Origin of the sequence: Nocardioides sp., assembly GCF_025965415.1 — a bacterium.
In the GTDB taxonomy this organism is placed as follows: Bacteria; Actinomycetota; Actinomycetes; order Propionibacteriales; family Nocardioidaceae; genus Nocardioides.
This window is the reverse complement of record NZ_JAOPWY010000083.1, coordinates 18,268-31,491: the sequence shown is the minus strand read 5'-3', so window position 1 is coordinate 31,491 and position 13,224 is coordinate 18,268. Positions and strand designations below refer to the sequence as shown.

The 13,224-nt window shown below is 73.3% G+C and carries 9 protein-coding genes; 1 reads left to right on the top strand and 8 read right to left on the bottom strand.

Going from position 1 to position 13,224, the window contains the following annotated elements; all coding sequences use genetic code 11:
- The coding region (locus tag JWN97_RS08675) for a pyruvate carboxylase (protein ID WP_297621368.1) at window positions 1-1,979 on the bottom strand (1,979 nt) is incomplete at its 3' end.
- Window positions 1,980-2,044: 65 nt separating this feature from the next.
- Window positions 2,045-2,986 (bottom strand): NAD-dependent epimerase/dehydratase family protein, encoded by a 942-nt coding sequence (locus JWN97_RS08670; protein WP_297621366.1) that lies wholly within the window; start codon window positions 2,984-2,986, stop codon window positions 2,045-2,047.
- Between the two features lie 129 nt (window positions 2,987-3,115).
- On the opposite strand from JWN97_RS08670, the gene JWN97_RS08665 reads away from it, so the two are divergent.
- A complete protein-coding gene (locus tag JWN97_RS08665) occupies window positions 3,116-3,820 on the top strand; it encodes a TetR/AcrR family transcriptional regulator (protein WP_297621364.1) in 705 nt (234 codons plus the stop codon).
- A 3-nt stretch (window positions 3,821-3,823) separates the two neighbouring features.
- Here JWN97_RS08665 and JWN97_RS08660 read toward each other — a convergent pair whose 3' ends face one another.
- From JWN97_RS08660 to JWN97_RS08635, 6 genes are all read right to left on the bottom strand, one after another.
- Window positions 3,824-5,530 (bottom strand): FAD-binding dehydrogenase, encoded by a 1,707-nt coding sequence (locus tag JWN97_RS08660; RefSeq protein ID WP_297621362.1) that lies wholly within the window; start codon window positions 5,528-5,530, stop codon window positions 3,824-3,826.
- Complete coding sequence (locus tag JWN97_RS08655; RefSeq protein ID WP_297621360.1) at window positions 5,527-6,144, bottom strand: TetR/AcrR family transcriptional regulator; 618 nt, start codon at window positions 6,142-6,144, stop codon at window positions 5,527-5,529. Before JWN97_RS08655 ends, JWN97_RS08660 begins: the two co-directional genes overlap by 4 nt.
- 69 nt (window positions 6,145-6,213) lie before the next feature.
- Complete coding sequence (locus tag JWN97_RS08650; RefSeq protein ID WP_297621358.1) at window positions 6,214-8,007, bottom strand: biotin carboxylase N-terminal domain-containing protein; 1,794 nt, start codon at window positions 8,005-8,007, stop codon at window positions 6,214-6,216.
- Window positions 8,008-8,072: 65 nt separating this feature from the next.
- The gene (locus tag JWN97_RS08645) at window positions 8,073-10,610 is read right to left on the bottom strand and encodes an AMP-binding protein (protein ID WP_297621357.1); all 2,538 of its coding nucleotides are present in this window, start codon (window positions 10,608-10,610) and stop codon (window positions 8,073-8,075) included.
- Window positions 10,607-11,680 (bottom strand): ABC transporter ATP-binding protein, encoded by a 1,074-nt coding sequence (locus tag JWN97_RS08640; RefSeq protein WP_297621355.1) that lies wholly within the window; start codon window positions 11,678-11,680, stop codon window positions 10,607-10,609. Before JWN97_RS08640 ends, JWN97_RS08645 begins: the two co-directional genes overlap by 4 nt.
- Window positions 11,677-13,224 carry an iron ABC transporter permease gene (locus JWN97_RS08635; protein WP_297621353.1) on the bottom strand — a complete coding sequence of 516 codons (1,548 nt, stop codon included), beginning with the start codon at window positions 13,222-13,224 and terminating at the stop codon, window positions 11,677-11,679. The genes JWN97_RS08640 and JWN97_RS08635 overlap by 4 nt, the downstream gene beginning before the upstream one ends.

The window sequence follows — 13,224 nt, the reverse complement described above, 5'->3', positions numbered from 1 at the left end:
ATCGCGGGCCGCATCTGCGCGACGTCGTTCAGCGCGTCGAAGATCCGGAAGATGTCCATCCCCGCCGCCGCGGCCTCGTGGACGAAGGCGTCGGTGACCTCGGTCGGGTACGGCGTGTAGCCGACGGTGTTGCGCCCGCGCAGCAGCATCTGCAGGCAGATGTTGGGCACCGCCTCGCGCAGCGCCGCCAGCCGGTCCCACGGGTCCTCGTGCAGGAAGCGCAGCGCCACGTCGTAGGTGGCCCCGCCCCAGGCCTCGAGCGAGAGCAGCTGCGGGGTCGCCCGGGCCACGTGCCCGGCGACGGCCAGCAGGTCCTTGGTGCGCACCCGGGTCGCCAGCAGCGACTGGTGGGCGTCGCGGAAGGTCGTGTCGGTGACCGCGACCCGGTCCTGCGCGCGCAGGCGGCGCGCGAACTCCTCCGGGCCGACCTCGCGCAGCAGCTGGCGCGTGCCGTCGGGGACGGGCCGGGACCGGTCGAGCGCCGGCAGCTTGCTGGCCGGCGACACCGTCACCGGGGCCTGGCCGTGCGGCTGGTTGACCGTGACGTCGGCGAGGTAGCCGAGCAGCCGCGAGGCGCGGTCGCCGCCGACGCGGGCACGCACCAGCTGCGGGTGGTCCTCGATGAACGAGGTGGTCACGCCGCCGGCTGCGAAGTCGGGGTCGGCCAGCACGGCCTGCAGGAAGCCCACGTTGGTGGAGACGCCGCGGATGCGGAACTCCAGCAGGGCCCGCCGGGCCTTCTGCACGGCCGACTCGAAGGTGCGGCCGCGGCAGGTGAGCTTGGCCAGCATCGAGTCGAAGTGGGGGCTGATCTCGGCACCCGTGTAGGTCGTCCCGCCGTCGAGGCGCACGCCGGGGCCGCCGGGGGAGCGGTAGGTCGTGATCTTGCCGGTGTCGGGACGGAAGCCGTTGGCGGGATCCTCGGTGGTGATGCGGCACTGCAGCGCGAAGCCGCGCACCTGCACCGAGTCCTGGGTGAGCTCGAGGTCGGCGAGCGTCGCACCCGCCGCGATGAGCATCTGCGACTGCACGAGGTCGACGCCGGTGACCTCCTCGGTCACGGTGTGCTCGACCTGGATGCGGGGGTTCATCTCGATGAAGACGTAGCGCCCCTGCGGGTCGAGGAGGAACTCGACCGTGCCGGCGTTCTTGTAGCCGATCTCCTGGGCGAACCGGACCGCGTCGGCGCACATGCGCTCGCGGACCTCGGGGTCGAGGTGGGGCGCCGGGGCGATCTCGACGACCTTCTGGTGGCGGCGCTGCACGGAGCAGTCGCGCTCGTAGAGGTGGATCACCCCGCCCTCGGAGCCGGTGCCGTCGGCGAGGATCTGCACCTCGATGTGGCGCGGGTCGACCACGGCCTGCTCGATGAAGACGGTCGGGTCGCCGAAGGCGCCCTCGGCCTCGCGCATGCAGGTCTCGATCGCCTCGCGCAGGTCGGCGCGGTCCTCGACCTTGCGCATCCCGCGACCGCCGCCTCCGGCGACGGCCTTGACGAAGAGCGGCGTCTCGCCGAGCTCCTCCCAGAGGTCCTCGGCCGCCGCGACGAGGGCGTCGACGTCGGTGGAGGGCTCCACCGAGGCGAGGGTCGGGACACCGGCGGCCTTGGCCGCGGCGATCGCGCGCGCCTTGTTGCCGGTCAGGGTGAGCACCTCGGCGCTGGGGCCGATGAAGGTGATGCCCGCCGCGGCACACGCCTCGGCGAGCGCCGGGTTCTCCGACAGGAAGCCGTAGCCGGGGTAGACCGCGTCGGCGCCGCACTGCACGGCGACCGCCACGATCGCGTCGGGGTCGAGGTAGGCGCGCACGGGATGCCCGGGCTCACCGATCTGGTAGGCCTCCTCGGCCTTCATCCGGTGCTCGGACCAGCGGTCCTCGTGGGGGAAGACGGCGACCGTCCTGGCGCCGATCTCGCGCGCGGCTCGGAGGGCCCTGACTGCGATCTCACCGCGGTTGGCGATGAGGACCTTGGAGAACATGGGCGAACGCTATCGAGTGACGGCTGTGACCTGGGTTACTCGTCCGTACACCGGTCAGGTGCGGCTCACCGGGACGCTCGCTCCTGCTCGCGCCACCACGCGACCGTCTCCTTCAGCCCGGTCTCCATCGGGGTGGGTGCGAGGCCGAGACGGTGCTCGCTCGCCGTGGAGTCCAGCACGAAGGGCCGGGTGAACATGTAGCTCGTCTCGGCCAGCTCGCGCATCTCGCGGGAGACCAGGCCCATGCCGCGGAGCACCGGTGCGGGGATCGCCGACATGCGCGGGACCGGCACGTCGCCCGCGGCCGCGACCCGCTCGACGAGGTGGCGCTGGGTGGGGGCGGGGGCGGTCGGCGCGTGGAGGAAGGAGTTCCACAGCTCCTCGCGGGCGGCCGCGACGATCATGGCCGCGGCCAGGTCGGGGACGTAGGTGAAGGAGTGTGGCTGGTCGAGGCTGCCCAGCACGCGCATGGTGCGCCCGGCCAGCACGGTGGGCACGAGTCGCTCGCCGGCGTGCGCGTTGCGGACCGCGGGTCCGTAGAAGTCCGAGGCCGCGACGCTGACGGTCGGGGTCGGCGAGGCCTCGCGCTGGGCCAGGAGGTCGGTGCGGACGCCCAGCTTGCCCCCGCTCGCGTTCCGGGGCGTGTCCTCGGTGATCGGGCCGTCGACCGGACCGTAGGAGTAGAGGCTCTCGGGGAAGACCACGACGGCGCCGGCCCGGCCGGCCGCCTCGAGGACGGCCCGCTCGGCCCGCGGGAGCTCGGCGCGCCAGACCCGGGCGTCGTACGCCGACCCGTGGATGCAGTGGTGGACGGCGACGGCGCCCTCGAAGGCCTCCGCCAGCGCGTCGGGCTGCGACACGTCGACCCGGCGCCGATCGATGAGCGGGTGGGCGGGACCGCTGCCGGAGCGGGTGAGCAACCGCACCCGGTGGCCCGCGTCGGCGAGCTGCTGGGCGACGGTCGAGCCGACGGGGCCGGCTCCGGTGACGACGTGGACGGTGTTCATGGCTTCTCCTGCAATCGATGGAAGTGAGAGCAGTGCTCTCCTTCGATCAGGATGCACCCGTGCTCCACTAAAAGCAAGAGCGGTGCTCACTTCTGTCATGACCGCTTCCTGTTGTGCCACACTGGCGCCATGAGGGACACGGGCTCGACACCGCGCAGCAGGGCCAGGGAGCAGACGATGCGCGACATCGTGCGGATCGGGCGCGCCCACCTGGCCACGGAGGGTGCGGCCGCCCTCTCCCTGCGGGCCGTGGCCCGCGACCTCGGGGTGGTCTCGTCGGCGGTCTACCGCTACGTCCGGAGTCGCGACGAGCTGCTGACGCTGCTCGTCGTCGACGGCTACGACGAGCTGGGCGACGCCGTCGACGCGGCGCTCGAGAAGGTCGACCGGTCGGACTACGCGGCCCGGATGGTGGCGATCGGTCGCGCCGTCCGCGCTTGGGCGCTGGCCGAGCCGGCGACGTACGCCCTGCTCTTCGGCAGCCCGGTCCCCGGCTACGAGGCTCCCGCCGAGCAGACGACCGGGCCGGGAACCCGTGTGATCCTCCGGCTGGTCGAGGTCTGGGAGGACGCCTGGGTGGCCGGGGCGGTCGCGCTGCCGGCCGGGACGGTCGGCCCGCGGCGGCTCTCGCGCGACCTCGCGCGCATCCGGCGGGAGATGGGGATCACGGCACCCGACGCGCTGGTCGCGCGCGGCATGCTCGCGTGGGCGGCTCTGTTCGGGTGCGTGAGCTTCGAGCTCTTCGGGCAGTACGGTCCGGACACCTTCGCCGAGCCGAAGGACATCTTCGAGCACCACCTGGCCGCCCTCGTGGAGACCGTCGGGCTGGCCTGAAGGTCAGCGCGAGAGCGCCCTGCCCACCGCACGACCGGAGAAGATGCAGCCGCCGAGGAAGGTGCCCTCGAGCGCGTTGTAGCCGTGGACGCCGCCACCTCCGAAGCCCGCCACCTCGCCCGCGGCGTACAGGCCGGGGACGGGGGAGCCGTCGGCGGCGACGCACCGGCCGTCGAGGTCGGTCTCCAGCCCGCCGAGCGTCTTGCGGGACAAGATGTTGAGGCGTACGGCGATGAGCGGGCCGTGGGCCGGGTCGAGGATCTTGTGCGGCCTGGCCACGCGGATCAGCTTGTCGGTGCGGCTACGGCGGGCGTTGTGGATCGCCATGACCTGGACGTCCTTGGTGAAGGCGTTGTCCATCTCTCGGTCGCGCGCGACGATGTGGCGCTCGAGGTCGACGACGTCCAGCTGCGGGCCGCGCGCGAGCGCGTTCATGCCGTCGACCAGCTCGGGGAGGGTGTCGGCCACCACGAAGTCGACGCCGTGCTCCTTGAACGCCTCGACGGGACCGGGCGCGCCCTTGGCGAGCCGGGTCTTCGCCAGGAACCTCAGGTCCTTGCCCGTGATGTCGGGGTTCTGCTCGGAGCCCGAGAGGGCGAACTCCTTCTCGATGATCGACTGGGTCAGCACGAACCACGAGTAGTCGTGGCCCGCGGCCAGGATCTGCTTCATCGCACCGATCGAATCGGCACCGGGCACGCCCGACATGCCCTCGAGGCGGCGCCCGGTCGCGTCGAACCACATCGACGACGGTCCGGGTAGGATCCGGATGGCGTGGTCGGGCCACACCGGGTCCCAGTTGTGGATGCCCTCGACGTAGGCCCACATCCGGTCCTTGTTGACCATCGTGGCGCCGGCGTCCTCGGCGATGCCCTGCATGCGGCCGTCCACGTGCGCGGGCACGCCGGAGATCAGGTGCTCGGGCGCGGCCCCGATGCGCTCGGTCGGCCAGCTGCGCCGCATGAGCTCGTGGTTGTGGCCGATGCCGCCGGAGGTGACGACGACCGCGGCGGCGCGGAGCTCGAACTCGCCGGTCGGCTCCCGGCTGGACCTCACGCCGCGCGGGGAGTCGTCATCGGCCAGCACGGTGCCGCGCACGCCGACGACCGCCCCGTCCTCGACGACCAGCTCGTCGACCTGGTGGCGGAACGCGAGGCGTACGAGCCCCTGCGCCTCTGCCCTCTCGACCGGCTCGGCGAAGATGCGGACCACCTCGGGGCCGGTGCCCCAGGTGAGGTGGAAGCGCGGCACCGAGTTGCCGTGGCCGGTGGCCCGGCCGTCGCCGCGCTCGGCCCAGCCGACGAACGGCAGCGACTTCAGCCCGAGGTCGTGGAGGTAGTCGCGCTTCTCGCGGTGGGCGAAGTCGACGTACGCCCTGGCCCACTGCTGCGGCCAGAAGTCCTCGCCGCGACCGGCGCCGTCCGTGCCGTCGCCGAGGCGGTCGAACTGCGCCGAGCCCTGCCAGTCCTGCCAGGCCAGCTCGGGGGAGTCCTTGATGCCCATCCGCCGCTGCTCGGGGCTGTCGACGAAGAGCAGGCCGCCGAGCGACCACCACGCCTGGCCGCCGAGGTTGTGGCGGTTCTCCTGGTCGAGGACGAGCACGCGCCTGCCGGCCAGCGCCAGCTCGTGCGTGGCGACGAGGCCGGCGAGCCCGGCGCCGACGACGATGACGTCGGGGGTGAGGTCGCCAGGGAGATCGGACTGAGTCATGCCTGCTCCTGCGGGTAGTGGTGGACGATCATCTCGGCGAGCAGCCGCAGCGCCCGCTCGACGGTGCGGCCGGGAGCGGCCGTGGGGTCGGGGTCGAGGGCGGAGAAGGCCAGCCCGTCGAGCATGTTGACGACGACGCTCAGCACGGCGGCGAGGTCGTCGGCGGGGAGCCGGTCGCACCACAGGTCGCCGGCTGCCGCGAGCATCTGCTCCTGGAGCGACTCGCGCGCCGGCAGGAGGGCGGCGCGGAGGTCGGGGTCCGCGCGGGCCGCGACCAGCAGCTCGCGCCAGGTCTGGTTGGCGGGGGAGAGCACGACCGTACGCAGGTGGTTGAGCACCGCGACCACGTCGTCGACGGTCTCCACGTCGGCGCCCACGGTCGCCCGGAACGCCTCGACGTTGCGGGTCGCGACGTGCTCGGCGGTGGCCACCAGCAGCGCCTGCCGGGTGGGGAAGTGCCGGAAGAGGGCGCCCTGGCTGACGCCGGCCGCCGCGCAGACCGCGGCGGTCGAGGTGGCGGCGTACCCCCGCTCGGCCAGGCACGCCACCGTCGCGTCGAGGAGGGCGCCGATGGTGCCCTCGCGGCGCTGGGCCTGGGTGCGACGGGGACTCACTCCCCGATCCTCACATAAAAAGTGAGTGCTTGCTATCTAATCTTCCGTTGATCGGTGCGATCAAGAAGGTCAGTCCTTGATCTCGCAGATCACGGCGCCGTTGGTCACGGTCGCGCCGACCTCGGCCTGGAGGCCCGTGACGGTGCCCGACTTGTGGGCCTTGAGCGGCTGCTCCATCTTCATCGCCTCCATGACGACCACGACGTCGCCCTCGGCGACCTCCTGGCCGTCGGTGACGGAGACCTTCACGATGGTGCCCTGCATGGGCGAGGTGACCGCGTCGCCGGACGCCGCGGCGCCGGCCTTCTTCGCCGACCGCTTCGCCTTCTTCGCGCCACCGCCGCCACCGCCGGCGGACAGGCCGCCCAGGCCGGCGGGCAGGACGACCTCGAGGCGACGCCCGCCGACCTCGACGGTCACCTTCTGCCGCTCGCCGGCTTCGTCGGCCTCGGCCGAGTCACCGGCGTAGGGCTCGATCTGGTTGTCGAACTCGGTCTCGATCCACTGCGTGTAGACGGTGAACTCGCCAGCCCCGTCAGAACTGTCGGACGGCGTGGAGGTCGAGCTTCCGACGAAGGCCGGGTCGCGCACCACGGCGCGGTGGAACGGGATGACCGTGGGCATGCCGTCGACGACGAACTCGTCGAGCGCGCGGCGCGAGCGCTCGAGCGCCTGCGTGCGGTCGCGGCCGGTCACGATGAGCTTGGCGATGAGCGAGTCGAACGAGCCCGGGATGGTCTCGCCGTTCTCGTAGCCGCCGTCGAGGCGTACGCCGGGACCGCTCGGCGGCCTCCACGCGGAGAGGGTGCCGGGGGCGGGCATGAAGTTGCGGCCGCCGTCCTCGGCGTTGATGCGGTACTCGATGGAGTGGCCGCGGATCTCCGGGTCGTCGTAGCCGAGCTCCTCGCCCGCGGCGATGCGGAACATCTCGCGGACCAGGTCGATCCCGGTGACCTCCTCGGAGACGCAGTGCTCGACCTGCAGGCGGGTGTTGACCTCGAGGAAGGAGATCGTGCCGTCCTGCGCGACGAGGAACTCGCAGGTGCCGGCGCCGTGGTAGCCGGCCTCCTTGAGGATCCGCTTGGACGACTCGTAGAGCTCGGTCAGCTGCTCCTCGGAGAGGAACGGCGCCGGCGCCTCCTCGACGAGCTTCTGGTTGCGACGCTGCAGCGAGCAGTCGCGGGTGGAGACCACGACGACGTTGCCGTGCTGGTCGGCCAGGCACTGGGTCTCGACGTGACGGGGCTTGTCGAGGAACTTCTCGACCAGGCACTCGCCGCGACCGAAGGCGGTGACCGCCTCGCGCACCGCGGACTCGTAGGCGTCGGGGATCTCCTCGATCGTGCGCGCCACCTTGAGGCCGCGCCCGCCGCCGCCGAAGACGGCCTTGATCGCGACCGGCAGACCGTTGGCCTCGGCGAAGGCGACGACCTCGTCGGCGTCCTTGACGGGGTCCTTGGTGCCGGGAGCGAGCGGGGCGTTGGCCTTGTCGGCGATGTGCTTGGCCCTGGCCTTGTCGCCCAGCGCCTCGATCGCGGCGGGCGGGGGACCGATCCAGACCAGCCCGGCGTCGATCACGGCCTGGGCGAAGTCGGCGTTCTCGGCGAGGAAGCCGTAGCCGGGGTGGATCGAGTCGGCCCCGGACTTCTCGGCGACCGCGATGATCTTGGCGATGTCGAGGTAGGACTCCGCGGGCGTGGCGCCGCCGAGGGAGTGGGCCTCGTCGGCGAGCCGCACGAAGAGGGCGTCGCGGTCGGGGTCGGCGTAGACCGCGACGCTGCCGATGCCGGCGTCCTTGCAGGCGCGGATGACGCGGACGGCGATCTCCCCGCGGTTGGCGATGAGGACCTTCTTCAAGCTCACGCGAGATCTCCTGGGTCAGCGGTGCGGTCAAGATTCAGCGGGCCGGGATGCATGCCGCGGGCAGGTTACCGCGAGCCCAGCACGCGCCGTCCGACAGCCTGACGTAGTGGACGTACGGCGTGGGCGTAGGCGATCCCGACGGTCAGCGAGGCCGCCAGCGCGAGCCACTGGTGGCCGGAGTCCTCGAGCGGGGGATAGACCTGCCAGTGGGTGAGGTAGATGAACAGGCTCGCTCCCGCGAGGACCCCTGCTGCCCGCGCGAGTGCCGTCGGCAGGGTCACGTGCGGCAGCCACAGGAGGAGCAGGAAGCCCCCCAGCACGATCGCCTCGCGCAGCGGCTGGCCGAAGAAGCCGACGGTCAGCGCCGCGGCCAGCGCGGAGACGAGCACCCGCTGGCGGGGAGTGTCCGCGCGCGCCCCGAGCCAGCCGAGCACGAAGAAGAAGGCGACGACGAGCGTGGAGTAGCGCTGGGTGGGGCCGGCGCGCAGGCCGACCTCGGCGAAGCGGGCCACTGCCGCCACGGCCAGCACCGCGAGCGCGAACCGGAACGGCGTACGTCGCTCGAGCCGGTGCAGCACCGGCAGGCAGGTGAGCGCGAGGGCTCCGGCCGTGATCCAGACGAGGGACTCGAGGAACCACAGCTGCCACTGGTCGTCCCACTCGGACCCGTTGACGAGCTCGCGCACGAACAGGGTGGTGGTGAGGTCGTAGGCGCCGAGGAGGACCGCGACGCCGCCCACCCACAGCACCGACGGGACGACGAGCTGCGCCAGGCCCGACAGCCCGTGCCGCATCCGTGTCCGGGCGCCACCGGGCGCGGAGAGCTGGAAGCGGGCGAAGTTGAAGCCGGCGATGGCCAGCAGCAGGTGCGCGCCGCCCTCGAGGGAGACGAGGTCGACGTGGCTCGCGACGACGAAGAGGATCGCGAGCGCACGCAGCGCGACCGAGGTGTCCACCCGCACCCGGCGGGGCCGCGGCCGATCCGTGGCGGGCGCGGCCAGCCGCTCCAGCTCGGCGACCGGGCGGGTGTGCCACCCCGCCGGGAGCCCCTCGGGGAAGTGGTCCGCGAGCAGGGTCGCGAGCTCGACGTAGAACAGCGAGTCGCCGCCGAGGTCGACGAACGAGTCGGTGGCGCCGACGTCCGGGCGCCCGAGGACCCGGACGAAGTCGACGCGCACCGAGCCGGACCCGGTCGTCCCCTCAGGCTGCTCGGCCAGGTCGGCCAGACCGCGGAGGGCGGCGTAGTCGGTCTTGCCGGTGCTCGTCAGCGGGATCTGCGGCAGGACGCTCACGCGTACGGCGTGCGCCGGGACCCCGCAGTGCTCGCCGGCGAGGGACAGCGCGGCGGCCCTGCCCCGGCCGGTGGTCAGGAAGACGTGGACGGCCCGGTCGGTGGCCACGACGCGGGCGTGGCGGTCGACCTCCGCCCGCAGGTGTCCCTCCACGGCGTCGAGGTCGAGCCGGAGGCCGAAGACCTTGCCGAAGCGGTTGCGCCGCCCGACCACCTCGAAGAGCCCGTCGACCTCGCGCGCCAGGTCGCCGGTGCGGAGCTCGGTCGTCTCGCGACCGAGCGCGAGGTCGGCGGGCGTAGTGGCGTAGCCGAGCATCACGTTGGGGCCGGAGTAGACGAGCTCGCCGACGCCGGGCCGCTCGTCAGCGCTCGCGTCGAGGCGCAGGTGGCCGCCGGGCACCGCGACGCCGATCGCGGCGGGGTGCCCGGCGGCGAGGTCCGGGGGGAGGTAGGCCATCCGCGCGGTGGCCTCGGTCGCGCCGTACATCACGACGAGGTCCCACCCGCGGATGCGGCCACACCGGCTCCAGCGGCGTACGGCGTCGGGGTCGAGGCGGCCGCCGGCCTGGGTCACCTGCCGCAGGCTGGGGAGGTCGCGGCCCTCGAAGCCGCTGGCGGCCAGCAGGTCGAAGGTGTGCGGGACGCCCGCGAGGGTGGTCGCGCCGGCGCGGGTGAAGAGGTCCCAGAAGCACTCGTCGACCACGCTGAGCCCGGTCAGCACGACGCTGGCGCCCGCGACCAGGTGGGAGTGCAGCACCGACAGGCCGTAGCAGTAGTGCAGTGGCAGCGCGGTGATCGCGCGGTCGGCGGGGGTGAGCGCGAGGTAGTCGGCGATGGCGGCCGCGTTGCTGGCGACGTTGTCGCGGGAGAGCCGCACGAGCTTGGGGGAGCCCGTCGTGCCCGAGGTGCTGAGCAGGAGCGCCAGGTCGGGGTGGAGGTCGTGCGCGGTCGAGGACCGGCGTACGTCGTCGCGGGCACCGGCGGTGCAGACGATGTCGGGGTCGTAGGCCGCCACCATCGCCTCACGCTGGGCCTCCCGGCCGTCCGGGACGACCAGCGCGACGTGGCCGTGCTGGAGCGCGGCGAGGTAGGCGACGAGCGAGTCCAGGTCGTTGGCACCCTCGACGAGGACGAGCCGACGCCCGGGGCCCCAGCTCAGGGCGCGGTCCGCGACCCGTCGGGCGAGATCGGCGTGGCTGAGCACCTCGCCGTCGGCGACCACGGCCGCCGCGTCGCCGAACGCGGCGTGCGCGAGCACCGGTGCGGGCGCCGTGCCCCGGAGGAGGGCCGGCCGGGAGGGGGTGATCGTCACGGTGCGCCCGCGGGTCGGTAGGCGCGGACGAGCCCGGTCACCCGCAGGTGGACGGTGTCGCCGGCCGTCGGGTGGAGCACGCCGGCCATCCGCGAGAGCACCGCGGTGCCGTCGTCGAGGCGGACCTGCACGGCGCAGTCGTGGCCGTAGTAGCTGACCTCCTCGACGGTGCCGCGGACGCCCTCGGTGTGGGAGAGGTCGACGTAGACCTGTTCGGGACGGATCATCAGCGAGACCGGTCCCGTGGTCGGCTCGGTCAGGACGACCTCGCCGAGCGCGCACGTGGCGTGGGCGTCGGTCGCGACGCCGGGCAGCACGACGGCGCGGCCGACGAACTCCGCCACCTGCGGGTCGGTCGGCGAGAGGTAGACCTCGCTCGGCGTTGCGGACTGGACGAGCCGCCCGCCCCGCATGACCGCGACCTGGTCGGCCAGCGAGAGCGCCTCGTTCTGGTCGTGGGTCACGAGCACGGCGGTGGTGTTGGTGGCCTGGAGGGCGCGGCGCACGGCCCGGGCGGTGCTGCCGCGCAGGCCGGCGTCGAGGGAGGAGAAGGGCTCGTCGAGCAGGACGACGGCCGGCTGCGGTGCCAGCGAGCGGGCGAGTGCGACGCGCTGCTGCTGGCCGCCGGACAGCTCGTCGGGACGTCGGGTGCGGAAGTCGGCGGGCAGCTCGACGAGGTCGAGCATCTCGGCCACGCGGTCGCCGGCCCGGTCGTGGGTGCGGGCCTCGCGCGACAGGCCGAAGGAGATGTTGGCCGCGACGTCGAGGTGCGGGAAGAGCGCGCCCTCCTGGGGGACGTAGCCGACCCGGCGCGTCTGCGGCGGGACCGGTCGTACGCCGTCGCCGCAGACGACGTCGTCGCCGAAGGCGATGGTGCCCGACTCGGGCACGAGGAAGCCGGCGATCAGCCGCAGGAGCGTGGTCTTGCCGCACCCCGAGGGCCCGAGCACGGTCGTGAAGGAGCCGTGCGGCACGTGGAGGGTGACGTCGTCGACGGCGCGGGTGACCGCGTGCCCGGAGCCCGTGGAGGGGAACGACTTGGTGACGCCGGTGAGGTTCAAGGAGCTCATGCAGGGAGCCTCTCTGGGGTCGGCGTGTCCATGCGCATCAGCAGGACCGTCGCGGGGATGGAGACCAGCACCAGCAGCAGCGCGTAGGGGGCCGCGGCGCCGTAGCGCAGCTCCGAGGACGCCGACCAGAACTCGGTGGCGAGGGTGCGGGTGCCGATCGGGGAGAGCATCAAGGTGGCGGTGAGCTCGGTGGAGATCGCCAGGAAGACCAGGGCGGCGCCGGCGCCGAGGCTCGGCGCGATCAGCGGCAGGGTCACCCGCCGGGCGGTCGCCAGCGGCCCGACGCCGAGGCTGTGGGCGACGTCGTCGAGCACCACCGGCGCCTGCTCCAGCCCGGCCCGCGCGGTCACCACGGCCCGCGGCAGGAAGAGGATGGCGTACGCCGCGACGAGCAGGCCGGCGGTCTGGTAGACGACGGGGACCAGGCGCAGCGAGGCCACGACGAGCGCGAGCCCGACGACGATGCCGGGCAGGGCGTTGGCGACGTAGGTGCTGCGCTCGATGACCGTCGAGGCCAGGCCGCGGTGGCGCACGGCCAGCCACACGACCGGCACCGCGGCGAGCGTGGTCACCACCGCCCCGGCGAGCGCGAGGACGATCGTGGCGGCGAGCGCGGCGCCGAGCTCGTCCAGCGGGAACTCGGTCGAGGTGCCGACGACCAGCCACCGGCCGAGGGAGTAGGCCGGGACGCCGACGGCCAGGGCGACGACCGCGCCGGCGACCGCGAGGAGCGGCCACCGCCAGGCGCCGAGCGGGAGCAGTACGGCGCCGCGTGCGGCGCCGCCGCCCACCCGTGCGTAGCGGCGGTCGCCGCGGAGCCGGAGCTCGGCGAGCAGCAGCACGAGGCACAGCAGGACCAGGACGCCGGCCATCGCGGTCGCGGCGTTGCCGTTGAAGGTCGAGCCGTACTGGTCGTAGATCGCGGTCGTGAACGTCGGGAAGCGCAGCAGCGACAGGGCGCCGAACTCCGCCAGCAGGTGCAGTCCCACCAGCAGCGCGCCGCCGAGCAGTGCGGGTCGCAGCTGGGGCAGGACGACCGTGCGGAAGGTGCGGGCGCGCGAGTGGCCCAGCGACCAGGCCGACTCCTCGAGCGCGGGGTCGAGGCGGCGCAGCATCGCCACGACGGGGAGGTAGACGAGGGGGTAGTAGGACAGCGTCACCACGCCGAACGCCCCGGCGAACCCCTGGATGCTGCTGTCGAGGGAGACCCAGGCGTAGCCGTTCACGAAGGCCGGCACGGCCAGGGGCGCGACCATCAGGCCGTGCCACAGCCGACGGCCGGGCAGGTCGGTGCGCTCGACCAGCACCGCAAGCGCCACGCCGAGGACGGCGGTGGCGGCCATGCAGGCCGCGGCCAGGGTCACGGTGTTGCGCAGCAGCTCGACGATCCGCGGTCGGGCGACCAGCTGCCAGAGCTCGACCGGACCGATGACCACGACGTAGAAGGCGACGTAGCCCAGCGGCACCAGCGCGAGGAGTGCGACGAGCGCCCCCGCTGCGAGCAGGGGGAGCGGCGTACGTCGTCCGGTCGAGGTCGTGGCCAC